The organism is Candidatus Poriferisodalis sp. (assembly GCF_965221945.1).
In the GTDB taxonomy this organism is placed as follows: domain Bacteria; phylum Actinomycetota; class Acidimicrobiia; order Acidimicrobiales; family Poriferisodalaceae; genus Poriferisodalis.
The window spans coordinates 2,110,793-2,136,149 of record NZ_OZ244925.1 but is presented as its reverse complement, the minus strand read 5'-3'; the positions used below and the strand labels follow the sequence as shown (position 1 = coordinate 2,136,149).

The window sequence follows — 25,357 nt, the reverse complement described above, 5'->3', positions numbered from 1 at the left end:
CGCCGTGAAGATCAGATGCCGACGCGAATTTGCAGGTTGCGGGGGCCGCGTACCTGAACGCCGCCCCATTCCACTCCGCCGCGGCCGACGTCGGTGGCGAGTTCGAATTTCGGGAACCGCTCCAGCCACTCCTCGATGGCGACCTTGAGCTCCATGCGGGCCAGATTTGAGCCCAGGCATCGGTGGATGCCCAGCCCGAAGGCGAAGTGCCGATTCTCGGCCCGGTCGATGATGACCTCATCGGGACGGTCGAACTTCGACGGATCGCGATTGCCGGCCCCGAATGGCAGCAGCACCTTGTCGCCATGAGCGACCGGGCAGCCGCCGACCTGTGCATCGTCGGTGGCAGTGACCCGGGCCATCGTCACCGGCGCGTAGGCCCGCAGGAACTCCTCGATGGCGGTGGGAATGAGCTCGGGTTCCGTCACCAGCCGTTCACGGTCGGAAGGGTGCATAGCCAAGTGCATCAAGCTGGCCGAGATCGAGCTCCACGTGGTGTCGATACCGGCCAAGAGCAGCAGGAAGCTGGCACCGGTGATGTGGTGGTTCGCCAGCGGGTCGCCGTTTGGCAGCCGCATGTCGAGCAGCTTTGACGGCAGATCGTCTGCCCGTTCCTGCCTCCGCTCGTCGGTGAGCTCGCCGAAGTACTGGAGCACTTCGCGTGTGGCGTTTGCTCGCCGGTCGAACTCGTCGCCCTTGGACTGCAGCACGTCGACGGCCCAGCGGGTGAAGTCCGGCTCGTCGGACTCGGGCAGCCCCAGGATGCGGGCGATGACCCGGACCGGAATGTGCTTGGAGTAGGTGTCGGCCGCGTCAGTGACACCGGAACGTCCTTGATCCACCCCGGTTTCGGCGACGATGGCATCGATGCGCTCGCGAGCAATGCTGCGGGTGACCTCCACCATCTCGTCGACGGCCGTGGGCCCGAAGAACGGCAGCAGCAGCCGCCGGGCGTCGGTATGGAACGGCGGGTCCGAGGTGATCGGCGGGGCGGTGAGCAGCCCGACGCCTTCGGGTGTGGGCGCCACGGCGATGTCACGGGAGCTGAAGTTCTCGGTGTCGTAGGCGATTGCGGCGATGTCGTCCCAGGTGGTGGGCATCCAGTGCCCGCCGTTGTGGCTGCTGTGAGCGACTGGGCACTCTGGGCGCAGATCGTCCCAGACGTCAGCAGCGCCCTGGATGTACTCGTCGCTGTAGACGTCGAAGTCCCGTTCTACCGAAGAGCTGTCGATGTCGGCAGTCGTGCTCATGGCGGCTCCCTTGAGTCCCTGCGGGCGCGATCCGAGGCGCTCCCCAGCGTAGGCGACGGGTCCTACGCTTCGCCGTAGAAGCGGAGCCTGTTCGCCGGGATCCGGGGAGGTCACATGTCGGGACATGCAGCAGTCGAGGCAGCGCAGCTCAGCGAGGTGGCACCGGGCGTGTACAGCTACGTGCAGCCTGACGGCACCTGGTTCATCAACAACATGGGGTTCGTGGTGGGGTCCCGCAGTGTCGTGTCCATCGACGCCACCTCCACCGAGCGCCGCACGCGCGCCTACCTCGATGCCATCGCGTCGGTGACCCCCAACCCGGTGACGATCCTGGTCAACACACACCATCACGCCGATCACACCCACGGCAACTACCTGTTCGCTGATGCCACGGTGGTATCGCACACGGCGTGCCGCGAGGTGATGGTGGCGGCAGGGATACCCGACTACAGCGCAGTGTTTCCTGGCGTGGACTGGGGGGACCTGAGCTTCCGGGCGCCCGACGTGACCTTCGAGGGCTCGACGGTGCTGCACCTCGACGACCGGCGTATCGAGCTGTCGGACCTGGGCTTCGTGGCGCACACCAACGGCGACATCCTGGCGTGGCTGCCCGATTGCCGAACGTTGTTCTGCGGCGACCTGATCTTCCACGGGGGTACGCCGTTCGCCCTGTTCGGGTCGGTGTCGGGGACGCTGGACGCCCTCGATGTCATTGAGGGCTACGGCGCCGAGGTGATCGTGCCGGGTCACGGTCCGCACTTCGGCGGCGACGACATTGAGCGGGTCCTCGGTGAACAGCGCTCGTACCTGCGCTTCGTGCAGGACTGCGCGGCTGAGGGAATCGCAGCCGGCCGCTCTCCGCTGGAGCAGGCACAAGCAAGCGACCTCGGGTCACATGCCCGCTACACCGATCCCGAACGGCTGGCCGGCAATCTCCATGTCGCATATCGCGAGGCCACGCCCGGCAGCTACGAATTCCCCGGCGTCGAACGGGCGATCATGGACATGGTCGCCTACAACGGCGGCGCCATGCCCCGCTGCCTGGCATAAGAGTCGCCGTCGGCCGGAGGCGACCCATCAGACACGTCGCCTACAACGGTGGCGCCATGCCCCGCTGCCTGGCCTGAGGATTGCTTTTCTAGAAGGGGAGCTTCAAGCCGGGGCGGGGCCAGTCGCCGACGGCGAGGCGGCCTGTGCTTGACAGGGTGACGTACGCAGTGCGCATGTCATCGCCGCCGAAGCAGATGTTGGTGGTGGCGGAGTCGTCGGTGGGAGCGAATTCGAGTTCTTCGCCTTCGCGGGTGAAGGTGCTGATGCCACCCGTGAGAATCGTCGCAACGCTCACGTTGCCGTCTGCATCCATCGCCAGCGAGTCGAAGTACTTGCGACCTTCGGGCCGCGCCAGGAACCAACCTCGTGAGGGCACGCCAGCGGCCACCTTGCCCGGCCCCTCGAGGTCGAAGGCGAACATGGCGCCCTGGAAGGTCTCGGCAACATAGACGCGGTCTTCCTCGGGTGAGATGCCGACGCCGTTGGGTCCGTCCATCGGGAAGACGATCTCCTCGATATGGCTGCCGTCGGCCTTGGCGTAGTACAGCCCGCCGCGGTCACGGTCACGCTCGCGGGTCTTGCCGTGGTCGGTGAACCAGAAGCCGCCGGTGGAGTCGAACATGATGTCGTTCGGCCCCTTGAGCGAAACGCCGTTCACATCGGCGTAGAGGATGTCCACCTCGCCGGTGGAGAGATCGATCCGCTCGATCCGTCCGGTGGTGTAGTCCTTCGCTACCTCGCCGGGAACTGTCCGCCCGCGCACCGTGATCCACTCGAAGCCGCCGTTGTTGCATACGTACAGCGCACCGTCAGGACCGAGTGCTGCACCGTTCGGACCTCCGCCCGGCGTGGCCAGGAAGTCCTTGCGTCCATCGGACACATCGACACGGGTGATGGTGCCACGCCCGATCTCGACGACGGCCACTGAACCGTCGGGGAGTACCACCGGTCCTTCAGGGAAGATCAGGCCGTCGGTGATGGTCTCGAAATGATCAGGTCCGAAGAAGCTCATGGCCGCCGACGCTACTGCGCGGCGCTGGGTCGCCGAAGGGCTCAGCTCGCTGAGATCGGCACCCAGACAAGCCCGTCGTTTCGCACCAGCTCTGCCACCTGCTCGTGTCCTCGCATGAGCAGCGAGTACGCGTTGGAGTCCAGGAGGAGCCTCACGCCCGGGAGGCCTCGTCGACGGTCTCGAAGTCCGCGAGAGCGCGGTCGATCTCGTCAGCTTCAGTCGGCGTCCAGCTGCCGATCAGATGGTCGAGCGATGTGCCGACCATGTCGGTTCGTTCAGCGTCGTCGGACAGACCCGCGCCTTTGCGCAGCAATCTCAGTGCAGCCTTGTTCAACGACACACCCTCGCGTTGTGCGAGACGACGCATTGCAGCTTCGAAGTCGTCTTCGGATTCCCGGGCGGCCAGTTGATCCATAGCGCACTTCCGTCACAGCTCAGATGCGACTCAATCATGACTGAGAAGGCAGCATAAGACGAGTCACAAAGGTTGCGCGGTAGAGACTGCGTCTCCGGCGGTCAGGCCAGGTCGTCTCGCTAGACGATGGTCGCCTACAGCGATGCTGCCGCGCCGGGCCGCTCGGCGTCGATGCCCGGCAGCCTCGACGGCCTGTACTTTGCGCAGAAATGCCGCCACAGGCGGCAAATTTACGCAGAAAATTGCCTGGCGTCGGACTTTGCGCAGAAATGCCGCCACAGGCGGCAAATCTGCACGAGGAACGCACGACGGCAGCTCTCCGAGACGTCACCTATCCGCTAACGCCCTGGGCGATACGACCGATCGTCCAAGACGAGCCGCATGCCGCACTTGTTGATCGTCCACTTAGCAATCTCGCGCTGTGTAATCACGCGGATACGTCCGCATTCACTCGCAAACCCCATCGGGGCGATCTCGAACCGTCGGCCGGCAGCGCTGGGTCTAAGAGCGAGATACCAGTGGTCATGGGTTCGTCGATTGCGTCGGCGCTGTGTCCAAGTTGCTCCAAGAGATAACCGAGTCTCTTGAGACCGGCGCCGTTGCCGAGGCGCCTCACGGCCTCAAGGAGGCTGTCGATGCTCGTGTCAGCCAGCAGTGAATCAAGGATCTCCATTGAGTGGCGAATTCCGCCACCCAGCGCTGGGTTCGAGAGCAAGTCGGCGACCGTCCGTTGAGGACTGGACACAAGGACTTGGTGGTTATGGCGCCATTCCCCTTCAAGGCCCCACGTCAGGAGCTCCGGGTTGACGTGGCGCACCACAAAAGCGGCCCCTGCGAGTTCCTGCTCGACCCGCCTTATCCGTTGGGCTGTCATGACGATGGTCGATCGAAAGACCTGGTCGGTTAGCGCCCAGTGATTCGCGGCTGACCACCCTCCGATGTAACAGGGCTTCCACACCAGATCAGCGAGGTACCACGGGTCCTCTGTCCAGGCACCAGGGTTCTTCGCATCTACTGGCACCGCGAGGTACAACCCTCGACGAATCCGCCTCAGCCACCCTCGAGACGCCAAGGCCGACAGTCGCCTCGCAGCAGTCTCTGGACTCACGTCCAGCGCACCGGCGGCAGCCTCAACGCTCACTGTTCGCGCTCCGTCTCCGAACAGGATCGCAAGCTCTCGCCGACGGGCGCCCGACAGCCCTCCAGGCTCACCAATTTGGTCCATATGGATATTGTAAATCCATTAATTCCGATTTCAGAGGAATTATTGGATTTACAATGTCACACGCGCCATCTGCGGACGGTCAGGCCAGGGCGGCCCGGTAGGGGCTGGCGTCGATGCCGGGGTAGCGACGTTCGAGGGCGTTCACCAGCTCGGGAGTCCAGTACGGATGGCCGGGCAGTGGGGCGCCGAACAGCGCTAACTCCTCAGGCGAACAAGTGGCAGCAAACGTGATCCACGGCCGCCCGACGGTCACCGGTTGCACGTTGTCGTAGCCCATCCAGTCGGCACCTGCCGGCTTGAATGAGGCGCTCATGAGGAAGCGGCTGCCGCCGGGCCGCGTCAGGTCGACACCTCGGTGCCACACGTCGGGCCGGTATGCCAGATACGAGCCCCGGCCGCCGGCGGCGGAGAACCGCTCGCCCTCGGGTGGCCCGTCGTAGGGCCGTGACGTGTCGGCTGGGCCTCCCGCGATCTCGGTCGGCGCCACATCAGGTTCGACGTCGCTGAGGTACAGGAACCCCTCCAGGTTCCACCAGCCGGGCTCGAGGCGGTCGGGCACGACGTTGTGGTTCCGATCCTGGTGGAAGGGCTGCTCGTAGTTGGTGACGCCGGTGTACTTGCCCCAGATGCGGGCCTGGTAGATGCGGATGTCATCGATGCCCATCGCCAGTCTGGCGAACGCTGTGACGTTGGGATGCACCTGCAGCCGGTTCAGCCGCGGCGACGTGTAGGGGAACAGGTTGTGCCCCAGGAATTGCTTGGGCCGGAAGGCGGCGCCCTCAGCGTCGGCCTTGGGGAACTTGTGGCCTTGGTTGAAGCTGCTGCCGACGAAGCGATCTCGCACAGCGGGGTCGTCGGCGTGGAACTCATCAGGGTGCGGGTACAGGTTCCACAGTTCCTCCACCGCATGATCGATGTCCGCGGTCGGCACGAGCCCGTCCACGAGCACCCAGCCGTGCTCTTGCCAGTGCTGCGCCGCCACCTCGAGGTCGGTGAGCCCGACGCCAGCGGTGGTGTCAGCCGCGCTCACGACCTCAGCCGGCTCCTTGCGCGTCGTCGACGGTGATGCAGGTTCCCGAAACGAAATCCGACAGCGGCGACACCAGGTACAGCAGCGTCGAGTCGAGCTGCGAGGCCTTGCCGAGGCGTCGGCGGGGGAACATCTTGGTGATGTCACCCATGCGTTCGAGCATGCCGTCCATCATCTCGCTCTCGAACGCGCCCGGGGCAATGGCGTTGACGTTCACGTTGTAACGGGCGAATTCCTGCGCCAGCACTTCGGTCATGCGCACGACAGCACCCTTGGTGACGGCGTACATCGAGGTCCCGATCGGTGCCCTGAAGGCGGCCCCCGAGGAGATGTTGACGATCCGGCCCGGCAGCTCAGCCGTGATCAGTCGCCGGGTGACCTCACAGGACAGGTGGAACAGCGAGGTGAGATTTGTGGCGATCATCTCGTCCACAAACGCCGGGTCCATCTTGAGCGCCAGGCGGGCGTCGGGCTTGCCGGCGTTGTTCACGAGGATCTGCACCGGCCCGAGCTGTTCTTCGGCGGTTGCGACGGCACCGAACAGCGCCTCGGTGTCGGTGACATCGAGCGGCATCGGCAGCACTGTTGCGCCGTCGGCCTCCAACTCGGCCGCCAGGGCGTTCAGCCGCTCGACACGCCGGCCGCAGATGACCACGCTGGCACCGCACGCAGCAAGCACGGTGGCGAAGCGCCTGCCCAATCCTGAGGTAGTGCCGGTGACGAACGCCGTCTGGCCACTGAGATCAATCGACCACTGCGGTGCCAGGCTGCTTTCGGACCCGATGTCGTCGGCGCTGGCCTCGTCGGTCATGGTTTCTCCCTGTGCCGCAGGCTGAACTGCCTGCGGATCGCAGCGTATTGGCGGAGGCTGCCCCTTACCGGACGAACGGCGATCCGGGGCTCAGCCGGCGAAACAGCCCTAGCCTCGCTCGGGTGAGGGGATCGGATCGGGCTGCGCCGTGGGGCGGCAGCATCCCCGAACCGTCGAGCCGAGGCGGTGCCATCTTCGTTGTGGCGCCTGCCATCGGTCGAGCAGGTGACATCGGGGATCCCCTCAACGGCGCCCGAACTTCCCTACTACCGAGGCCCGCCGACGGGGTAATGCCTGTGCGTCCCACCAGCGCCGCGTTACCGCTCGTCATCATGGGGCTCGTCGTCATCTCCTGGGGCATGGGCCCGCCGATAGCGAAGCTGCTCAGTGCGCCCCCGATGGTCAGCGCTGTCATCCGTTTCGGGATGTCGACACCGTTCTTGCTGGCAGTGCTGGCGCTGCGCGGCCGCTGGCTGTCTCGGCGGGTGTTCTGGCAGACAATGCTGCCGGGTCTGTCCTTCGGCATCAACATGGTCTTCGTCTTCGCCGCAGTGCAGGAGGTCACGATCTCGGTGATGTCGGTCATGATGGCCCTGCAGCCGGCCATGCTCCTGGCGGTCGTGGGACCCCTGTTCGGCGACAGGGTCGGCTTCCGCCAGATCGCCTTCACGATGCTCGGGGTGGGCGGTGCCGTTGGCGTGATCGCTGGTGCCGGCGGAGACTTCCGCGCAAGTCCATTCGGACTGTTCCTGACCGCAATGTCGGTGCTGACGTTCACCGTCTATTTCGTGTTGACGCGTATGGCGCGCTCCGCGAGCGCCGTGGATCCAATGGAGTGGATGGCCGGCATCAACTTCTGGTCGCTGATTGCGGCAATCCCGCCCACCTTGCTGTGGGTCTCGCCGGAGGGTTGGCGGGAGTTCGGCGGCTACGACTGGCTCTGGATCGTCATCGTGGCGTTCGTCACCGGCGTGTTCGGTCACGTCCTCATGACCTGGTGCCATGCCCACATTGAGGTCGCCCGGTCGTCGCTGTACGTGCTGGCCATGCACATCGTGGCGGTGGGGCTGGCGTGGATGATCCACGCGGAGCCGGTCACGCTGACCCAATTCGCCGGCGGCGCCGTTGTGCTGTTCTCGGTGGCGATGGTGATTCGCACGCCAACCAACTCGCGTCGCGAACCCGAACCGGCAGGCACCGCTCGCTGAGCCGGCGCGGCCCGTCGCAGCGCGTTCACCGACGTGATGATCCGGTGTCACGTGAGCTGGGTACGCTCGGGTTCGGCGCGGCGCTCCAGCGTGACCTGCGGGTGCTGCTTTCGTTCCGTCGGCGGGGAGCCGACCCACCTAGGAGCATGGCAATGGGCCGAATGGCAAATACGTGGCGACTGACGAAGACCTCGTGGTCATTGCTGAAGCAGGACCGGGAACTGCTGTGGCTGCCAGTCCTCAGCATGCTCGCGATTCTCGCCCTCGTTGCTGCTGCATGCGTAGTGGGCTTCGTCGTCGGCGATGTCGAGGAGGGCAGCGTCAGCGGCAGCATGGCGGTACTCGGCTTCTTGTTTGTCGTGGCTGCAACAGCCATCGGCGTCTTCTTCGAAGGGGCGCTTGTGGCGGGCGCCTATGACCGGATGTCGGGTGGAGACCCCACCGTGCGCAGCGCCATGGGTCGGGCTGCGATGCACCTGCCGAGCCTGTTTGGCTGGGCGGTCATCACTGCCACCGTCGGCATCCTGATTCGAATGCTCCGAGAGCGCCTAGGAGCGCTCGGAAGCATCCTCACGTGGTTCGCCGAGGCAGCCTGGGCCATTGCCACCTATCTCGTCGTTCCCGCCATCATCGTCGATGATGAAGGGCCGATCTCCAGCATCAAACGGTCGGGCGGTCTGGTTCGACAGACCTGGGGCGAGAACCTGATCTCTCAAGCGGGATTCGGCCTGCTCGGCTTCGTGCTGATGCTCCCCGCGGTCATCGTCGGCGTGCTGATTGGTCTGATCGTTCCGGGCGCTGTCGGCATCGTCGTCGGTACAGCCGTCGGCCTTGCGGGTGTCGTGACGGTGATGGTCGTAGTAGGTGCCTTGGGCATCTACTTCAAGACGGCGCTCTACGTATATGCCACCGACGGCCAGGTGCTCGGCGGCTACGACGCCGACCAGATGCGCAACTCGTTCCGGGCGAAGGGCAGGGGCCGGCGCTAGGCGCTCAGCTGCGAAGGCCGTGCTCGCTGGCGAAGGCAGCGAGGCCCTCGCTGATCACTCCCACATCGCCGGTATTCCACGAGATCACCAGCTCGGTTACGCCGACGGCTGCGTATTCGGCTCCCAGTTCTTGGGTCAGCTCATCGGCGCCGAGGCGGACCGATATCTCTGCGGGAATTCCTGGTCGTCCGGCGGCGTCCGCAGCTTCTCGAATGGTCGGGAGCCGCTTGGCGACGCTCTCGGGCGACAGCATCATCGGATGCCAGCCATCTCCCAGCCGGCCAACGCGCCGCAGGGCCGGCGGGCGGTTGCCGCCGATGAGGATCGGCGGTCGGGGCTGCTGCAATGGCTTCGGCGAGCTGACGGCGCCTTCAAACGAGTAGTGCTGCCCTTCGAAGTCGGCGCTGGGCTGGGTCCACAGTAGATCCAGCACTTCGATGAACTCGTTGCTGAGCGCGCCGCGGTCCTCGTAGCCGACGCCGAGCAGCTCGTTCTCCTCCGGCAGGCTGCCTACGCCCAGCCCTACGACCAGACGGCCGCCGCTGAGTCGGTCCAGCGTTGCGAGCTCTTTGGCCAGCACCATCGGGTGCAGGTACGGCATCACCAGCACGCTGGTGCCCAGACGGACCTGCTGTGTGTGTGACGCAATCCACGTCAGCGTCACCAGCGCATCGTGGTAGGGCCGCTCACCGAGGCGGTCCCACACGTAGCCCACATTGAGTACGTGGTGGTTCACCCACACCGAGTCGAAGCCGAGTTCCTCTGCCTGCACCGCCAGAGCGACGACGTCGGCGGGGTCCTCGACCCCGAAGTTGTTCGGAACGGTGAACCCGAATTTCATGCGCCGCCTCCTGTGACGTGGGTATTTCGGATCCGATCGGCGCCGCGCCGATCAGGATGCGTCAAGCCAATGCCGTGAATGCCTGATCGGCGATGTCGCAGGTGCGATCGATGTCCTCGTCGCTGTGCGCGAGCGACACGAATTTGTTGTGGTAGCTGAGCACGTAGGCGCCTCGCTGCATGCACTCGGAGATCCACCGGGCGTGAAAGCGCGAGCCGCCGTCTCCGATGATGCGCAGATATGGCATCGACGGCACGCCGGTGACCCGCAGGTCGTGGCCGTGCGCCGCTGCCACGTCCGCCAGGCCTTTGCCGAGCCGTTCGCCGATCTCAGTGATGGCGGTAGCGGCGTCTGCGGCCTCGAGTTCTTCGAGCGTCGCCAGCGCGGCGGCCATCGGCGCTGCGTTGAAGAATTGTGTGCCCGTGTAGAACGTGTCGCCGGCAGCCTGCTTTAGTGCATCGCTGCCTGCCAGCGCAGCGATCGGGTGGCCGTTGCCGAGCGCTTTGCCGAAGCACATCAGATCGGGCGTGAATCCGTACGCCGTGTGCGAGCCGGCGAGGTCGATCCGGAAACCGGAACGGACGTCGTCGACGATGATCGCAACACCGGCCGCTCGGCAGGCCTGTTCGACCTCGGCCCAGTAGCCGTCGTCGGGCAGCGCGTTGTCGGCGAAGACCGGATGGTGGTACGGCGACGAGATGAAGCAGGCGATGTCGTCGGGGTGCTCTGCGATCGCGGCTCGGATCGCGGCAGCGTCGTTCCACGGCACTTCGATGACGAATGCCTGGTCCTCGGCGATAGTGCCGGTGTTGCCAGGGGTTTGCATCCATGGCGCAGATCCGTGGTAGCCGCCCTGGATCTTCAGGATTCGCTTGCGACCCGTGGCGGCACGAGCGACCATCACCGCCAATCCCGTCGAGTCAGCGCCGTTCTTGCCGAACAGTGCCCAATCTGCACCATCGACCATGTCGACGAGCCGTTCGGCAAGGTCGACGAGCACGGGTGCGGCGATGCTGACGGTGTTGCCCTGTGCCATCTGCCGGGCGGCTGCCTGGTCAACCTTCGGGTGGTTGTAACCCAGGATCATGGGCCCATAGGCGCACATCCAATCGATGTAGGTATTGCCATCGACATCGGTGAAGTGGGCTCCGTTGCTCGAGGAGAAGAACACCGGTCCGGCACTCTGCGCCGCAGGCCCGTAATGCCCGTACACGCCCTTCGGTATCACCGCCTGCGCACGTTCGTACAGCGCCCGCGACTGCGGCGTCTGCATCGGTTCGTTCATGACCTACCCCCTGTGAACACGGTGAGAGCCTGACATACCGGATTCCGGAACGCAGCCGTCGCAACAGGTTGTTGATCCGGTTTCAGCCGCTCGTATAGGTGGCGTCGAGGCGTCGGCGTCCACATCACACCTTGACCATTACGTTGCCAGAGGACCAGATCAGCTCGTCCAGGCCTGACCGAACATGTCGCGGTAGGCCATGTTGGCCGGCGGCAGTCGAGTTATCGGGCCGTTGCCCTTGCCGACCGGGTACCCGATCGGCACCATCGCGACCGTGGCCCATCCGTCGGGTATTTGCAGTAACGACTTCACTTCGTCCTCGCGGAAACAGTGCAGTGTCGTGAGGGTGCAACCCAGCCCCTCGGCCGCGCACGCCAGCATCAGATTCTGCACTGCCGGGTACACCGAGCCGCCGCCGACCATGCTGACCCGATCCAACTTGGCATCGGTGATCGCCATCATCGCTGGGTTGGCGCAGAACAGCAGGATCGCCGGGGCCTCGTGCAGATGATCGGCCAGGTAGTCGCCCGCAGCTATGACCCGCTCCCACTTGGCGAATTCGTCGGAGGGGAGGCCTTCGAGCCGCTTCATGAATCCACCGGTGTACTTCGCCCACTCCGGCCCGTAGATGTCGGACAATCCTTGTTTGACGGCCGGGTCGGTAGCGACGACCACTCGCCATGGTTGCTGGTTGCCGCCAGTCGGGGCCCAGCACGCCGCCTGCAGAACCCGTTCAAGGACATCGGGGGGAATCGGGTCGGTGCGAAGACGGCGCACGGCCCGCAGCGTGCTCATCGTCCGATAGAGATCCGCGGAAGCTGTCTGCGCTGATGCGGCTGACATGGTCACCGTCCTTTGAGGTGTGGTCTACGTAGTTTGGCAACCCAGGACCAATGGCGAGACGTCGAGGGTCGTCTTACGTTGGTGCGAAGTCGAGATTCATGACGACCGCTCGCAAGAGTGCGGTGTTGGTTTCGAGTGACCGGGAGGCTGCCGCGAATGGTGGGCGTTACCATCCGGCGATGGGAGCGCTTGACGACTACACAGTGCTGGACCTAGCCGTGTTGGTGCAGGGTCCGCAGGCTGCGGCCACCCTGCACGACCTGGGAGCGTCGGTCATCAAGATCGAGCTGCCGGGCATGGGTGACCTGGGACGGGTCATCCCCGTTTCGGCGGACGATCCCCGAAGTCCGTACTACGAAGCGTGCAACCGAGGGAAGCGGTCGGTCACGCTCGACCTTCGCACTCCAGGCGGGAAGAGCACCATTGAGCGGCTCGTCGAGGCGACCGACGTCCTGATCCACAACTTCGTGCCCGGGACCATGGAGGCCTGGGGCCTGTCATACGAGCACCTGTCAGCCATCAATCCCCGGCTCGTGTACGCCGCCGGTTCGAGCTTCGGGCCTATCGGCCCCAAGTCCGTCCGCGAAGGAGCCGACATGACCGGTCAGGCCGAAGGCGGGCTCATGTTCGGGACCCGGATCGACGGCAGTCCACCGATCATCAACGGGGCAGTCATCTCCGACCACGTCGGCTGCCAGAACATGGTCGCCGGCATTCTGGCCGCGTTGCTCCATCGGTCCAAGACCGGCACAGGGCAGCGGATCGACGTGTCGCTCGTGGGCGGCATGATCTACGCCCAGGCGTCCGAGATCACCTACACCCTGATGACCGGCCGCAACCCGGAACGGAACCATTCGGGCCACGCCATTGTTCCGACCCTGCTCCACACCGTCGAAGCGGCCGACGGCTGGATCCACCTGCTCAGCGGCACCGGACCGCAATGGCCCGATTTCGCCCAATTGCTCGACCGACCCGATCTTGCCGAAGACGAGCGGTTCATGGCCCTCATGCTGAGCGCCGATGCCAGAGCCGAGTTGGTGGCCATCATCGACGAGGTGTTCCCGACCAGGACCCTCGGTGAGTGGGAGGCGACGCTCGACGAGGCCGGGGTTCGCTACGGGCTGGTCCGCGACTACGAGACGATCGTCGCCGATCAGTCGATGTACGACAACGGCTACCTGAAATGGGTGGAACACGCCGACGGCAGCCGTGTGGTGATCGGCACCCCGATCCGCATGTCAGCCACCCCGCTCGAACCAGGCGCCGTCGCGCCAGAGCTCGGTCAGCACACCGAAGAGGTCTTGCTCGAGCACGGCTACACGTGGGATGACATCGCTGCGCTCCGCGAGCAGGGCGCCTTCGGCTAAGCGAGATGCGTCGATGGTTACGCACACAGCGCGACTTCAAGCGTCGAATGGATAAATGGTTGGCAGCGAACGGGCAATGCGGTCGGTCTGGATCTCGGTGCTGCCGTCCACGTAGTTCGCGATACGTGCGCCGACGAGGTGATGGCCCCACGGGTAGGCGCTGCGCAGGCCCTCCGCACCCATCGCCTGGATGCATGCCGCAATGTCGGCCTCGGCGGTCTCGGTGGCGAATTTCTTGGCGTGCGCAGCGGGCAGGATCGCCCCCGAAGCGTCGCCGGTACGGATCGATTCGGAGACCGCATCGATGGCACGATCGGTCAGCAGCCGGGCTGCTTCGAGGCGGTTCTGCACACCGGCGAGTTTCCAGGCGAGCCCCTGGTGCTCGATGATCGGCCGCCCGAAGGCCTGGCGCTGGGCGCCGTAGCGAACTGCGCCCGCGAGCGTCGCCTCGACCATGGCACAGCACATCGCTGCCACGTAGGTCCGGGCGCCGTTGATGCCCGACAGGGCGGTCACGAAGGCTTGCCCCGGCGGCACAATGAGGTCCTCGACCGCGGCAAAGTAGCCGTCGAGCTGGAAACCCCCCGTGCCGATCAGGTGGCCGCCGGCGAGTTCGTAGGGCGGCAGGCGTTCGAATCCGGGCTGCGTGCCGTCCACCAGGAACGACGCCATGCCGCGGCCGCGCGAACCAGGTTCAGTCTGCGCGTAACAGAAGATGACATCGGAGTGAGCGGCGTTGGTGATCCAGGCCTTGGCACCGTCGAGCCGCCAGCCGCCCTCGACGGGCGTTGCCGTGGTGGCGATGTTGGCGAAGTCGCTGCCTGCGCCGGGCTCCGTCAGCGCCGACGAGCCAAAACGGCGGCCCGCCATGAGTTCGGCCAGGTAGCGCTCCCGGTGGGCGTCGCTGCCGAACTGTGCCACTCGTGCGGCCACGTTTGCGGTGTTGACGAGGCTGAATGCGAACGGCATCGAAACGGCACTCAGCACTTCGACGATACGGCACTTCTGGGCGAAGCTCATCCCGAGGCCGCCGAGCGCTGTGGGAACTTCCATCGCCAGCATTCCGAGCCTCGACGCTTCCCGCAGAGCTTCGGGCGCCATCCGCTTCTCGCCCTCCCAGCGAGACACGTTCGGTGCCACAACCGTGTCGCGGAACTGCGTGACCTCGTCCACGAAGCCTTCGAATGACGCAGCGTCCATGCCGCTGGCTGGATCGTCGAAGTTGCCAGGCTCAGGAGGCGCGGTGTCAGGGCCCGAGGTGTCAGCGTCGGCGGCGGTCATCGCGGGGACGGTAGCAGCGGCCATCGCGGCCGAGCCCGCTGTCGTTGGGGGCGAACCCGGAGCCGTCACGCACCGCCGATCTACGCTTCGCCCTGTGCTTGGGGTTCCGAGTCTCACCGACGCCTTCGCGGCGCAGCCCCTGGGCGAGGTGCTCAACCACACTCTCGACACCCCGCACCACGGTCCGACCGCCGCAGTCGCCGCGGTGGTGCGATCCAACGGCAGCAGCCCTGAGGTGCTCTTCATCGAGCGAGCAACCCGTGACGGCGACCCGTGGTCCGGCCACATGGCATTCCCGGGTGGCCGCACCGAGCCCGACGACGATGACACGTTCGACACAGCGGTCCGCGAGAGCCGCGAAGAGATCGGATTCGACATCACTGCGCACAGCGGCGTTCGCTGGCTCGGCCGGCTTGACGACCTCGAGGGCAGCCCGCGCTGGTCGAACTCGGGGCTGCGCGTCACGCCGCACGTGTGCTGGCTCGAGGGCGCTCGACCCGATCTGACCCTGAACTACGAGGTCGCCGATGCCCTGTGGGTGCCGGTGGCCGAGTTGGCCGATCCCCGCCACCACATCGACTACCACTATCCGCCTCGCCCCGACATGCACTTCCCCGGCATCGAGGTTGCGCACGGCCGGGTCATATGGGGTCTGACGCTGCGGATGCTGCAGGACCTGTTCACCCGGGTCGGCCATCGGCTGCCGATCGATCTCAGCCCGGCGCGTTGACCAGCCCCACCCGCTGAGCTACCGGGCGATGTTGGCCCTGTCTGCTGGTCTGCCGGGCGGTGTCAGCCCGGCCCGCTAATCCTCCGAGCGATGCGTTCAGTGCGGCTGCCGCCGGTCGCGGCGGCGGTGCTCAAGGCCGCGGCGTGGGCGCGTATGGCGATATTGAAATTGATTGAAAAATAACTGTCCTGAGTATAACATACTGTAATATATTTGTAATAATTATTATGAGATGAAAACGCTCGTATGTGGCACGGCGTCGCTAGAGTGAACGTATGTTCTCTCAGGTGCGGCAGGCGCTCGACTCGCTCGCAGCAGCGCTCGATGGCGTCGACGCGGCGCCTACCGGGGAGCTGCGCGACGCGCTGGGGCTGGCCAAGCCACTGCGCACCAAGCTCGAGACGCTCGAGACCGCCGTGGCGTCGCAGATAGCGCAGCGCGAGCGCCACGGCGACGGCGGCGCCGGAGTGCTGCACCAGATTGCCGCCGTACCGCGCTCAGACGCGGCGCGCAATGTGCGCACCGCCGCCGAGCTCGAGCAGGTGCCCGCTGCCCAATCTGCGCTGACCCAAGGTGAGATGTCCATGGCGAACGCCGCCCGTCTGGCCCGAGCAGCGCGCGACACCAGCCCCGAAGCGGTGCAAGGCGATGCTGATCTCGTGAACCTGGCCAAGACGCTGCCGCCCGACGAGTTCGCCCACGCTTCCAAGCGCTGGACCGCGCAGCACCAGAGCGCCGCGGACCTCGCCGAGCGGCATCGCCGCAACCGGCGCAACCGCAATGTGCGCTTCTGGAACGGCGACGACGGGACCGTGCAGATGCGCGGCTCATTCGATGCAGAGATGGGTGCCCGCATCCAGGCCCGCATCCGGGCCGAAGCCGAGCGCCTCCGCCAAGCCGACCGCCGCTTGATGCGCACCCGCCCAGCCGCGAATCCCGACGACTCAGCTCTCCGCGATGCAGCACGCAGCAGTTGGGCAGGCCACGGCGCGGTGCGCACCCGCGATCAGCGCATGGCCGACGCGCTCGACCGCACCATCACGCACGCCGTCCCCATGCCCACTGACATTCACAGCACAGTCTCCGGCGACACCGCTGCTGGCGACAAGATGCCCGGTCGCACCGAATCCGGCGGCACAGACTCGGACAGCCTGCTGGCAGGCGACACGGTGACAGGTGACCAAGTGACGGGACACGCAGCCTCCGTCGACTCCGCTGCTGGAGACAAGACTCTCGGCAGCTCAGCCTTCGGTGGCAACCACGCAGCCCCCGACGATGCAGCGTCCGGCGACGCGGTCTCGGTGGGGCGCAGGGGCCCATTCACGGAGATCATCGTGCGAGCCGACCTCGGCGACCTGCTCGACGAGTGCGGCGGGATGGGCGAGATCGTCGGCGCGGGCCCCGTCCCCGCCAGCGTGATCGATCGGCTCTGCTGCAACGCCGACATCTCGGTCGTGCTGTTCGGCAAACAGCTCACACCCCTCTATGAGGCCGTCGCCGGGCGGGCACCCACCGCGGCGCAGCGCCGCGCCCTGATCGCCCGCGACGGCGCGTGCATTGGCTGCGGTGCAGTGCCCAGCGACTGCGAAGCACATCACATCGTCCCCTGGAGGTGTGGCGGCGCGACGCGGGTTGACAATCTGGTGCTGGTGTGCTGGTCCTGCCACGACCGCATCCACGACCACAACTGGCAGGTCGTCGTCCGCGACGGCCGCTACCGGCTGGTGCCCCCCGACGCCGCGTCGCTGCCCAACCCCGCACCGTCCCGCAAACCCGCCCTATTTCCCTAATACACGCCACAGCAGCGCGGCTGGTGTTTCCCGACGCCGCGTCACTTCCCAACCCTGCGCTATCCCGCAAACCCGCCCCTTCTTGCTCGGGCAGCAGCGATGCGCCAGCACACGTCATGTTCGTTAGGGTCCGCACACCGCTGGCCTGCGGGCCGGGGTCGATGGCCGAGCGTCAGGACTTGGCGTGGGGGAGACGTTGATGAGTGCTGATTTCGAGTTGGAGTTGCTGAGTTCGGGATGGGGGCTGATCGAAGGGCCCCGGGTTGACGAGCACGACAACTTCTATTTCTCTGACGTTCCTAACGGCGGCGTGCGCCGGCGGAGGCCCGACGGCGAGATTGAGGTGGTCGTGCCCAAGCGTCGGGGCGTGGGCGGCATGGTGCTGCACGCCGACGGCGGCGTGGTGGTGAGCGGCCGGAACATCCAGCACGTCACCGATGCCGGCTCGGAGGTGCTGTTCGCCCCTGACGTTGCCGGTTTCAACGACATGCACACCGATGCGCTGGGCCGTGTCTATGTCGGATCGCTGCGCCGCAACCCGTTCGATGAGTCATCTGCCGACGTGCCCGGCGAGCTGTATCGCATCAACCTGGACGGGTCAGCCGAGGTGGTCTACGACGAGGTACGGCTCACCAACGGCATCGGCTTCTCTCCTGATGGCACGAGGCTGTATCACTCCGACAGCATCCCGGGCCGGGTGTGGGTGTCCGATGTGGAAGGTGACGCTGTGTCGAACCGGCGCGAGTTCGTGCGCGAGCGCCAAGTGCCCGACGGCTTGGCGGTGGATGTCGAGGGTGGCGTGTGGGTTGCACTGGCCGAAGGCGGCCGGGTGCAGCGCTACACGCCCGACGGCGAGCCGGACGTTGCCGTGCCGGTTCCCGACCAGTTCGTCACCAGCGTCTGCTTCGGCGGCGCCGACATGCGCGATCTGTACGTCGTGACCGGCGGCGGCACATCCGACGGCGGCTGCATCTTCCGGACCCGCGCCCCTGTGGCTGGCGTGCCGACCCCGCTGGCGCGGGTTCGACCGAAGCCATGAACTCTCAGCACACCCGCTCGATTTCCTGCTCATCCCCCGTCAAGCACGGCGTGCGCGTGCCGACTGGTCCCGCGCTGCTGAGCAGGCCCATGAGCGTGGTCGGCGACTGTTCTCTGGTGAGGGAGGCGGCATGAGCAACGTCTTTCGCTGGTCATACGGTGCGCACGACGCACCTGCGCTGCTGTGCCTGCACGGCATCGGCTCGTGCGCCGATGCCTTCTTGGGTCAGCGGCCGCTGGCGGAGCGGTTGGGCATGCGGTTGGTGGCTTGGGACGCTCCCGGTTACCGCTTCTCGGCCGATCCCGATGACGCCCCCGGCATCGACGGCTGGGCCGATGCGGCTGCGTCGCTGATAGCCGCTGAGTCCGACGGGCCGGTTGCTGTGCTGGGCGTCTCGTGGGGCGGCGTCACCGCGACGCGCCTCGTTCTGCGGCATCCCGATCTGGTCTCCTCGCTCATCCTGGCCGATTCGAGTGCCGGTGCCGGCACCAAGCCCGAACAGGCGGAGGCGATGCGGGCGCGAGCGGCAGACTTCGTCGACCTGGGACCCGAAGGCTTCGCTGCGGCACGTGCGCAGCGGCTCGTCAGCCCGGGAGCATCCTCGGAGCTTCGGTCTCATGTCGCCGACATGATGATCCCGTCGATCCGCATGCCCTGCTACCAGTGGGCATGCGACTCGATGGCGGAATCCAACCACTACCCGGATCTGGAGCGCATTGCCGCGCCCACGCTCGTGGTGGTGGGCGAGCACGACGAGGTCACCCCGCCGCGAGCCTCCCAGCGGCTCGCCGAGGGAATCGCGGATGCTCGCTATGTGGAGATTGGCGACGCCGGCCACCTGGCGAACCAAGAACGGCCGGGCGCCTTCAACGACGCTGTCGCGGAGTTCATCGAGGGCGTGACCGGCTGAACACTCGGCTTGGAGCGGTCGATCGAAGCGGTTGATCGCCGCGGTTGATCGCCGCGGTTGATCGTCGCGGTTGATCGAAGCGATTGATCGCAGGGGTGAATCAGCGAGGTGGCAGGCGGATGCCGCCGTCGACGCGGATCACCTCGCCGTTCATGTAGGGGTTGGTGATGCACTCCATGACCATGAACGCCAGCTCTTCGCCATAGCCGAGTCGCTTGGGAAACAGCACGCTGCGTCCGAGGTGCGCCTTGAACTGGTCGGATTGCTCACCTTCGCCATAAATCGGCGTGTCGATCAGGCCGGGAGCGATGGTGTTGACGCGAATGCCGGTGGCGGACAGGTCGCGGGCGATGGGCAGGGTCATGCCCACCACACCGCCCTTCGAGGCGGAGTACGCGGCCTGGCCAATCTGACCGTCGAACGCGGCAACCGAGGCCATGTTCACGACGGCGCCGCGGGATCCGTCGCCGTCGACGGGCTCGGTCTTGGCCATTGCTGAGGCAGCTTGGGCCAGCATGTTGAACGAGCCGATCAGGTTCACGTTGATGACGAAGCGGAATTGCTCGAGATCCATCGGCACGTTGTTGCGGTCGATGGTACGCCCGGCGCGGCCGAGCCCAGCCGAGTTGACGAGCGCTCGCAGCGGTCCCATCTCCGACGCGGCATCTACCGCTGCGCTTGCCTCGTCGACGCTGGTGACGTCACATCGCACGAACAGGCCGCCGACCGACGCCGCCACCTCGGCGCCGAGGTCTTCCTGCAGGTCGGCGACCACGACGTGCGCGCCGGCATCGGCCAGCTGGCGTGCACTGGCCTCGCCGATGCCCGACGCTCCGCCGGTGACGATGGCTGAAGCTCCGCTGAGGTCAAGACGGGGCATTTGGGCACTCTCCTGGAATGGTGGTATCGGTTGTGGCACGAATCGGTACGTCAGATCCGAGCCGAATTGAAGCTAGCGCCGGTTGCGAGACGCTGGCTCGCAACGCTGGTCACACCACGTCCGCGCCCCATTCACCGGCGCAGGCGAACCGGTAGCGTCGTCATCCGGCTTGTCCGAAGGGGCCACAGGTATGAGGGAATCACGGGCGACGACGGCGCCCGGCGGGCATGCCCAGCCCCCTGCCGATAGCGACGGCCAAATCAGGGCACCATCGGAGCCCGGACCGAACGATCGCACCGCGACGTTCGCAGCGCTGCATGTTCCGGCGTTCCGGGCACTATGGCTGAGCGGGGTGTTTTCCTTCATGAGCATCCAGATGCAGTTCCTGCTGCGGGGGCTGCTGGCGTGGGATCTCACCGAGAGCGAAGGGGCTCTCGGCATCGTGTTCCTCTTCTTCGGGCTCACCTTGGCGGTGTCGACGCTGTTCGGAGGGGTGGCCGCTGATCGGCTCTCGAAGCGACGCCTCATGCTGGTCGGCCAGTTCATCCTCGTCCTCACGGCGCTCGGGATGGGCACGGCCCTCGCGACCGGTGTCATCCAGTTCTGGATGCTGCTCGTCTCCAGTGCCCTGCAGGGCCTGATGTTCGGCCTGATCGGTCCGGCTCGCATCTCGATGACAACCGAGCTTGTGGGCCGGGAGCGCCTGGGCAATGCGATCACACTCTCGTCGCTGTCGCTGAGTGGGAGCCGCGTGATTGCCCCTTCGCTGGCGGGAATACTGGCGGGAATCGCGCTGTTCGGCCTTGCAGGCGCGTACTTCGTCTCGACCGCCATCGCGTCGCTCAGCTTCCTCTTGCTCTTGCAGCTCCCTGAGACGCATCGACCGCGGGCGGCCGAAGGCGACGAGTCACAGATCGCCCGCTATTCCCGCGCCAAACCATTGGCAGAGATCGGCGAGGGAGTCCGGTATGCGATGAGCCGCCGCGAACTCCGCCGGCCGATACTGACATCGATTGTCGTGATCATGTTCGGCTTCAACTACGTCGCATTCATGCCAGCGCTTGTGGAAGGTGTCTTCGGCTATGGCGATGCATATGTCGGGTTCATCTCCGGGGTTGCGTCGGTCGGTGCCGTTATCGCTTCGATACTGCTTGCGTCGCGCGCTGACTCGTCGAGTGTCGGGACCATCTTGATCGGTCTGGGATTTGGCTTCGGCGCTTCGGTCATCGCCCTTAGCTGGGCGCCGAACTATGCAGTGGCGATGCTGATCGCAGTGGCCGTCGGCGCGGCATCTACCGGGTTCATCTCATTGATTCAGACAATCGTTATGCGTTCCACCGATGGGGCCTACCAGGGCCGCGTCCAATCGCTGGTGCAGCTGCCGTTCGCGGCATTCGCTATTGCAGCTGCGCCCTTAGGTGTGCTGGCCGAATGGGTCGGCGTGCAGCGCATGTTCCTGACTATGGGCATTGCCGTCACGCTTGCGATGGCGGTCTACGCGGTGACCCATGTTGGCAAGAGCCAGCGTTCGCAATCCGTGGACGTTGCATAGGCGTCGCGCGCCGAGCCGGTTGCGTCGTCAGTCGATCTGTTCGAGGATTGAGGTCTCTGAGAGGCTTGACCGAATGTCGGTGTCGGCCAACGTGGGCACGTCGGGGCACCAGCGCGACATCGCTGCTTCCAAGGATGCCTTGACATCGCTGGCGATAGCAGCAGCATCGTGTTCGTCGCACTCGATGACGACGCTGTCGTGGACGGTCTGCACAGCGACGGCAGTCGAATACTGCTCCAAGACCTCACCCAGCCGCCCATAGGCGTCGAGCATGACGTCGGCCACGCCGCCTTGGATCGGCGCATTGCGGTAGGCGTTGGCCATCTGGCCGACTCGGGTGTGCAGCGCGCGCTGCAGCAGGAAATGCTGGTCGGCTTCACCCATCGAAACGCCGACCTCAACGACCACCGCGCGCCGCACATGCCTCTGCTCGAGCACCTTGTCAACGGCTGGGCGCAGAGTCCCTCCCGACGAAGCTGTCGGGGGCGCGAGCTCGAGTCGCTGCAGCACCCGGCGCCACACCTCAGCGGGGCGAGGCTTGGTCGAGCAACCGACGACGGCTGCGGCTTCGCCCAGCACCCAGTCCACCGAGAACGTGAACTGCTGACGGCGCCCAGCCGGCGTCCGGGAGCTGAACGTCAGCGGCGAGCCATCGGACCGAGCGACCACCGGTGCCGCGAACGACAGCGCCCATGCCACCTCGGCGACATCGACGTCACGCAGGTCGATCTCCCCGCTGTGTGCGAAGCGACCTGCATCGATTGCAGCTGCCTGTTCCGCTAGGAGCACTGCCTCGTGAACCTCTTCTGCGCTGTGATGCCGACGCTGCTGATTGCGCAGAGCGCGGCGAGCCCCATCGGTTCGAGGCCACAGCCCATGCAGTTGCAGCGTCAACGGCCAATCGGCATCGAGCGAGGTCGCGGCGAAGTGCCCGATGAAGCGGTCGCGCTCGTCCACCCACTGCGCGATGCCGGGGTAGGCACCCAGATACGCCTCGATGAGCGCGTCGGCTTCGCCGCGACTGGTGGGCACACCTGCATCGGTGAGCCCACGCGACAGCCCCGCGCCGCGCTGCCCGTACAGAATGCCGAAGTTGATGCGCTTGGCCTTGGTGCGGAATTCCTCGTAACGAGGCCGGTCGAGGGCGCCGAGTCCCGCAGGACCGTCCATCTGCACGCCGAACATTCGCTCGGCGGTGGCGGTGTGAATGTCATGCCCTCTTTCGAATGCGGCCCTCAAGCCCTCGTCACCGGCGAGCTGGGTGGCGAATCGCAGCTCGGCTTGGCTCAGATCGGAGTACACGAATACCCGCCCTGGCGACGGCTTCATGTACGGCTTCAGGCGCGGAGTGAAGTTCTGAGCGTTGGGATTGCGGCTGGCCAGCCGACCCGTGTTGGTGCCCACTACCTGCAAGTACTCCGGATGGAGACGGCCGTCGGACCACAGATGCTCTCCCATTGTGTGCCCATAGGTGCTCAGCGTCTTGGACAGGTCGCGGTAGGCCAGCAGCGCGGTGCAGAGTTCGCCGCCGATGCCTGCCAGCACCGACGCGCCCAGCGAATCGGTGGGCGCCAGCGGACGGGCGTGGCGATCGGTCTTCGCGGTCCACGCCTCGACCCGGTCGGCAGCGAAGCGATTCAGCACGTCGCGGGCTTGCTGTTCGCTGTCGGGATTCCAGTTGGGCTCCACGCCTCCTCCGAACAAGTCGGCCTGCCCGCCGCCGGTCAGGTCCGCCAAGTGGGTGAGCACTTCGACTCGCCGAGCTGCCAGTTCGGCCAGCTCGGCCTCCCACCCTTGGACGTCAAACGGCAAGCCCGCCCGCTCCATGCGGTCGAGGAATGGGCGCGCTGCCAGCTCGAGCCGGCACACCTCTTCCAACCTCGTCTCGTGCAACCGGTCACGCAGTACTTCTGACACCCACAGGGTCAACACGGCGTCTGCCGCGGCGTACGCCACCTGGCGGTCGCTCAGCGGTCCGTTGGCCCCGAAGGACAGCTGCGTGGTGGCCTTGCCTTCGACGCTCAGTCCCAGGTAGCGCTCGGCTGCCCATGCCAAGCCGTGGAAGAAGCCGAAGCCCGTCAATCCCTGATGCAGCAGAGCATCGGCGAGCTGCGCATCCCACCAGCGCAGTGATCCGACAGCTGCGCCGGCGGCCTCGGCTGGCTCCATGAGATGCGTGTCGATGACCCGATCGTCAAAGGTGGCATTCCAGGCGTCGGATGCCAGATCGGGCACCCGGAGACCGTCGTGGAGTGCCGTGGCCAGCTCAGGCCCGTCGTGCCTAGCTACATCGACCACCCAGGCGCACTCGGTGCCATCGGGAGCACGGGTCGCGGCAGAGATCACGCGTAGCTGGGGGACCTGTCCGCGCGACCCTGCTACGCGAGGCTGGTACACCGTCTCGGTGTCCACCGCGCGCGCTGCAGAACCACGGAGCGCATCGACGAACTCGCCCAACTTGTCTGGACCCACGACCGTGACCGGCACCGCGGCGGGATCTTTGGTCGGCGCAGGACGTGGATCGAGCCGTCGGATGTCGCTTTCGGCGACGGCGACATCGGCTGGAAGGTCCACGAGCGCACCCTAGGACGGCCCTGTGACAGTCACCGAACAGCCATGGAGGCGTCCGATCCGCCCCTCGACTCGGGTCGATGCCGTGCCCGCTCTAGGGGTACTGCACCTCGATGAAGTCATCCGGCGGGCCAGTGCCCGAAGCGGTCTCGGCCTCGATGAGCTCGTGCAGTCGCTTCGCCACCGGACCCACCGTGCCGTCACCGATCGGGGCACCGTCCCACTCCACCACAGGGAACACATGGGTGTCGCCGCCGGACATGATGAGTTCGGCGCCGGCGCGAGCTTCGTCCGCCCGCAACGGCCGCTGCTGCACGTCTCGCAGCAGCCCGTCCTCGCATAGGGCTCCCCGGGCCAGATCCAGCAGCCGCCGCATGGTGGTGCCGTGCAAGATTCCCTGAAATGGGGGAGTGACGAGCACGCCGTCGTGGCTCACGCTGCATACGTTCAGCACGCACGCTTCGGCGATGAAGCCATCGTCGTCGACGATGATGCCGAACGTGCCTCCGCCGTCGGCCGCTTCAAGGTGGGTCAAGACGTTGAGCAGGTAGTTGTTCGACTTGATCTGGGCGAGCAACGGCGGCTTCATCGGCGTATCGCGCACCGTCGCCTCGCGGAAGCCGTCCCTCATCGGATCGAAACCGCTTGCGCCGAAGCTCATCGGGTCGAGCACGACGCAGTAGAAGCAGGGCTCCTCGCACTCTGCCGGCATGAACGAGAACCCGCCGGGTCCGGCCGTCAGCCAGTACCGGACGATGCCGTCCCGAGCCCCCGATGATGCAGCCGTGTCGGCGACCATCGCAATGAGCTCGTCGCGACACCACGGGACCTCGAGGCGTGCCCCCGCTGCACTGGCCAGCAGCCGGTCGATGTGGATGCCGAGCCGGTACAGCCGACCGTTCACTAGCGAGCACGTGTCGAAGACACCGTGTCCGCGGTGGACCATGTGGTCATCGAGCGGCACGGTCATCACCATCGGATCGGTGACGACCCCACCGAGGTAGGAACTGAACATGGCGTAGCAACCGCGCTTGCCCTGGCGCTTGGCGGCCATCCGCTCGACGGCTTCGGTGGCACTCAAGATGCGCTGGGCCGGACGCGGGGTGGTGCCTGGCTCGCTCGACGTGGCGGTGTCGCTGTCCCCCGAGACCGTCCGCAGCGCCACGTGCCGATACTACGTGGGCTGGGTTGCTCGCCTCAGGAAGCCTCTGCCGCCTTCGCGGCCCCAACACCCCAGCCGGAGGGGAACGGCTGGCCGTCGCCCCGCTTCTGCTCCGC

Annotated in this window: 22 protein-coding genes; 9 read left to right on the top strand and 13 right to left on the bottom strand. The window is 66.0% G+C overall.

The window, feature by feature from the left end:
- Window positions 1-11 precede the first annotated feature (11 nt).
- Window positions 12-1,250, bottom strand: a complete 1,239-nt coding sequence (locus ACOQPH_RS09935) for a cytochrome P450 (RefSeq protein ID WP_420621242.1) — start codon at window positions 1,248-1,250, stop codon at window positions 12-14.
- 114 nt (window positions 1,251-1,364) lie between these two features.
- Between ACOQPH_RS09935 and ACOQPH_RS09930 the strand changes: the two genes are divergently transcribed.
- Window positions 1,365-2,300: an MBL fold metallo-hydrolase gene (locus tag ACOQPH_RS09930; protein WP_420621241.1), complete on the top strand. Its 936-nt coding sequence runs from the start codon at window positions 1,365-1,367 to the stop codon at window positions 2,298-2,300.
- 88 nt (window positions 2,301-2,388) lie between these two features.
- On the opposite strand, the gene ACOQPH_RS09925 is transcribed toward ACOQPH_RS09930, so the two are convergent.
- From ACOQPH_RS09925 to ACOQPH_RS09905, 5 genes are all read right to left on the bottom strand, one after another.
- Entirely contained in the window at window positions 2,389-3,312 is a 924-nt protein-coding gene (locus ACOQPH_RS09925) for an SMP-30/gluconolactonase/LRE family protein (RefSeq protein WP_420621240.1), read from the bottom strand.
- Between the two features lie 151 nt (window positions 3,313-3,463).
- Window positions 3,464-3,727, bottom strand: coding sequence for a hypothetical protein (locus ACOQPH_RS09920; protein ID WP_420621239.1), 264 nt, complete (start codon window positions 3,725-3,727; stop codon window positions 3,464-3,466).
- A 427-nt stretch (window positions 3,728-4,154) separates the two neighbouring features.
- Window positions 4,155-4,952 (bottom strand): type IV toxin-antitoxin system AbiEi family antitoxin domain-containing protein, encoded by a 798-nt coding sequence (locus ACOQPH_RS09915; RefSeq protein WP_420621238.1) that lies wholly within the window; start codon window positions 4,950-4,952, stop codon window positions 4,155-4,157.
- Between the two features lie 79 nt (window positions 4,953-5,031).
- Window positions 5,032-5,982, bottom strand: coding sequence for a hypothetical protein (locus tag ACOQPH_RS09910; protein ID WP_420621237.1), 951 nt, complete (start codon window positions 5,980-5,982; stop codon window positions 5,032-5,034).
- A 4-nt stretch (window positions 5,983-5,986) separates the two neighbouring features.
- Window positions 5,987-6,793, bottom strand: a complete 807-nt coding sequence (locus tag ACOQPH_RS09905) for an SDR family NAD(P)-dependent oxidoreductase (RefSeq protein WP_420621236.1) — start codon at window positions 6,791-6,793, stop codon at window positions 5,987-5,989.
- Between the two features lie 122 nt (window positions 6,794-6,915).
- On the opposite strand from ACOQPH_RS09905, the gene ACOQPH_RS09900 reads away from it, so the two are divergent.
- Both ACOQPH_RS09900 and ACOQPH_RS09895 read left to right on the top strand, forming a co-directional pair.
- Window positions 6,916-8,001, top strand: a complete 1,086-nt coding sequence (locus tag ACOQPH_RS09900) for a DMT family transporter (protein ID WP_420621235.1) — start codon at window positions 6,916-6,918, stop codon at window positions 7,999-8,001.
- Window positions 8,002-8,153: 152 nt separating this feature from the next.
- A complete protein-coding gene (locus tag ACOQPH_RS09895; RefSeq protein WP_420621234.1) occupies window positions 8,154-8,990 on the top strand; it encodes a DUF6159 family protein in 837 nt (278 codons plus the stop codon).
- Between the two features lie 4 nt (window positions 8,991-8,994).
- Here ACOQPH_RS09895 and ACOQPH_RS09890 read toward each other — a convergent pair whose 3' ends face one another.
- The 3 genes from ACOQPH_RS09890 to ACOQPH_RS09880 all read right to left on the bottom strand — a co-directional run bounded on the left by ACOQPH_RS09890 (window position 8,995) and on the right by ACOQPH_RS09880 (window position 11,959).
- Window positions 8,995-9,831: an LLM class F420-dependent oxidoreductase gene (locus ACOQPH_RS09890; protein WP_420621233.1), complete on the bottom strand. Its 837-nt coding sequence runs from the start codon at window positions 9,829-9,831 to the stop codon at window positions 8,995-8,997.
- 61 nt (window positions 9,832-9,892) lie between these two features.
- Window positions 9,893-11,116 (bottom strand): aminotransferase class III-fold pyridoxal phosphate-dependent enzyme, encoded by a 1,224-nt coding sequence (locus ACOQPH_RS09885; protein WP_420621232.1) that lies wholly within the window; start codon window positions 11,114-11,116, stop codon window positions 9,893-9,895.
- A 159-nt stretch (window positions 11,117-11,275) separates the two neighbouring features.
- Complete coding sequence (locus ACOQPH_RS09880) at window positions 11,276-11,959, bottom strand: nitroreductase family protein (RefSeq protein ID WP_420621231.1); 684 nt, start codon at window positions 11,957-11,959, stop codon at window positions 11,276-11,278.
- Window positions 11,960-12,138: 179 nt separating this feature from the next.
- Between ACOQPH_RS09880 and ACOQPH_RS09875 the strand changes: the two genes are divergently transcribed.
- Complete coding sequence (locus ACOQPH_RS09875; RefSeq protein WP_420621230.1) at window positions 12,139-13,326, top strand: CaiB/BaiF CoA transferase family protein; 1,188 nt, start codon at window positions 12,139-12,141, stop codon at window positions 13,324-13,326.
- A gap of 36 nt (window positions 13,327-13,362) precedes the next feature.
- On the opposite strand, the gene ACOQPH_RS09870 is transcribed toward ACOQPH_RS09875, so the two are convergent.
- Entirely contained in the window at window positions 13,363-14,607 is a 1,245-nt protein-coding gene (locus tag ACOQPH_RS09870) for an acyl-CoA dehydrogenase family protein (protein ID WP_420621229.1), read from the bottom strand.
- Between the two features lie 94 nt (window positions 14,608-14,701).
- On the opposite strand from ACOQPH_RS09870, the gene ACOQPH_RS09865 reads away from it, so the two are divergent.
- From ACOQPH_RS09865 to ACOQPH_RS09850, 4 genes are all read left to right on the top strand, one after another.
- On the top strand, window positions 14,702-15,337 hold the full coding sequence (locus tag ACOQPH_RS09865) for an NUDIX hydrolase (RefSeq protein ID WP_420621228.1): 636 nt from the start codon (window positions 14,702-14,704) through the stop codon (window positions 15,335-15,337).
- Window positions 15,338-15,612: 275 nt separating this feature from the next.
- Window positions 15,613-17,127 (top strand): HNH endonuclease, encoded by a 1,515-nt coding sequence (locus tag ACOQPH_RS09860; RefSeq protein ID WP_420621227.1) that lies wholly within the window; start codon window positions 15,613-15,615, stop codon window positions 17,125-17,127.
- Window positions 17,128-17,326: 199 nt separating this feature from the next.
- Window positions 17,327-18,166 (top strand): SMP-30/gluconolactonase/LRE family protein, encoded by an 840-nt coding sequence (locus ACOQPH_RS09855; protein ID WP_420621226.1) that lies wholly within the window; start codon window positions 17,327-17,329, stop codon window positions 18,164-18,166.
- A 130-nt stretch (window positions 18,167-18,296) separates the two neighbouring features.
- On the top strand, window positions 18,297-19,076 hold the full coding sequence (locus ACOQPH_RS09850) for an alpha/beta fold hydrolase (protein WP_420621225.1): 780 nt from the start codon (window positions 18,297-18,299) through the stop codon (window positions 19,074-19,076).
- 100 nt (window positions 19,077-19,176) lie between these two features.
- Here ACOQPH_RS09850 and ACOQPH_RS09845 read toward each other — a convergent pair whose 3' ends face one another.
- Window positions 19,177-19,956, bottom strand: coding sequence for an SDR family NAD(P)-dependent oxidoreductase (locus tag ACOQPH_RS09845; RefSeq protein WP_420621224.1), 780 nt, complete (start codon window positions 19,954-19,956; stop codon window positions 19,177-19,179).
- A 190-nt stretch (window positions 19,957-20,146) separates the two neighbouring features.
- Here ACOQPH_RS09845 and ACOQPH_RS09840 point away from each other — a divergent pair, with 190 nt between their 5' ends.
- Window positions 20,147-21,508 (top strand): MFS transporter, encoded by a 1,362-nt coding sequence (locus ACOQPH_RS09840; protein WP_420621223.1) that lies wholly within the window; start codon window positions 20,147-20,149, stop codon window positions 21,506-21,508.
- A 27-nt stretch (window positions 21,509-21,535) separates the two neighbouring features.
- Here ACOQPH_RS09840 and ACOQPH_RS09835 read toward each other — a convergent pair whose 3' ends face one another.
- Both ACOQPH_RS09835 and ACOQPH_RS09830 read right to left on the bottom strand, forming a co-directional pair.
- A complete protein-coding gene (locus tag ACOQPH_RS09835) occupies window positions 21,536-24,082 on the bottom strand; it encodes a DNA polymerase (RefSeq protein ID WP_420621222.1) in 2,547 nt (848 codons plus the stop codon).
- Between the two features lie 91 nt (window positions 24,083-24,173).
- A complete protein-coding gene (locus ACOQPH_RS09830) occupies window positions 24,174-25,244 on the bottom strand; it encodes an aminotransferase class IV (RefSeq protein WP_420621221.1) in 1,071 nt (356 codons plus the stop codon).
- Between the last annotated feature and the right edge of the window lie 113 nt (window positions 25,245-25,357).

Coding starts and splice junctions, on each gene's coding strand:
- ACOQPH_RS09840 (WP_420621223.1), top strand. CDS start 20,147: ATGAGGGAATCACGGGCGACGACGGCGCCCGGCGGGCATGCCCAGCCC.
- ACOQPH_RS09855 (WP_420621226.1), top strand. CDS start 17,327: ATGAGTGCTGATTTCGAGTTGGAGTTGCTGAGTTCGGGATGGGGGCTG.
- ACOQPH_RS09850 (WP_420621225.1), top strand. CDS start 18,297: ATGAGCAACGTCTTTCGCTGGTCATACGGTGCGCACGACGCACCTGCG.
- ACOQPH_RS09895 (WP_420621234.1), top strand. CDS start 8,154: ATGGGCCGAATGGCAAATACGTGGCGACTGACGAAGACCTCGTGGTCA.
- ACOQPH_RS09915 (WP_420621238.1), bottom strand. CDS start 4,952: ATGGACCAAATTGGTGAGCCTGGAGGGCTGTCGGGCGCCCGTCGGCGA.
- ACOQPH_RS09935 (WP_420621242.1), bottom strand. CDS start 1,250: ATGAGCACGACTGCCGACATCGACAGCTCTTCGGTAGAACGGGACTTC.
- ACOQPH_RS09875 (WP_420621230.1), top strand. CDS start 12,139: ATGGGAGCGCTTGACGACTACACAGTGCTGGACCTAGCCGTGTTGGTG.
- ACOQPH_RS09930 (WP_420621241.1), top strand. CDS start 1,365: ATGTCGGGACATGCAGCAGTCGAGGCAGCGCAGCTCAGCGAGGTGGCA.
- ACOQPH_RS09925 (WP_420621240.1), bottom strand. CDS start 3,312: ATGAGCTTCTTCGGACCTGATCATTTCGAGACCATCACCGACGGCCTG.
- ACOQPH_RS09860 (WP_420621227.1), top strand. CDS start 15,613: ATGTTCTCTCAGGTGCGGCAGGCGCTCGACTCGCTCGCAGCAGCGCTC.
- ACOQPH_RS09890 (WP_420621233.1), bottom strand. CDS start 9,831: ATGAAATTCGGGTTCACCGTTCCGAACAACTTCGGGGTCGAGGACCCC.
- ACOQPH_RS09885 (WP_420621232.1), bottom strand. CDS start 11,116: ATGAACGAACCGATGCAGACGCCGCAGTCGCGGGCGCTGTACGAACGT.
- ACOQPH_RS09870 (WP_420621229.1), bottom strand. CDS start 14,607: ATGACCGCCGCCGACGCTGACACCTCGGGCCCTGACACCGCGCCTCCT.
- ACOQPH_RS09880 (WP_420621231.1), bottom strand. CDS start 11,959: ATGTCAGCCGCATCAGCGCAGACAGCTTCCGCGGATCTCTATCGGACG.
- ACOQPH_RS09845 (WP_420621224.1), bottom strand. CDS start 19,956: ATGCCCCGTCTTGACCTCAGCGGAGCTTCAGCCATCGTCACCGGCGGA.
- ACOQPH_RS09920 (WP_420621239.1), bottom strand. CDS start 3,727: ATGGATCAACTGGCCGCCCGGGAATCCGAAGACGACTTCGAAGCTGCA.
- ACOQPH_RS09905 (WP_420621236.1), bottom strand. CDS start 6,793: ATGACCGACGAGGCCAGCGCCGACGACATCGGGTCCGAAAGCAGCCTG.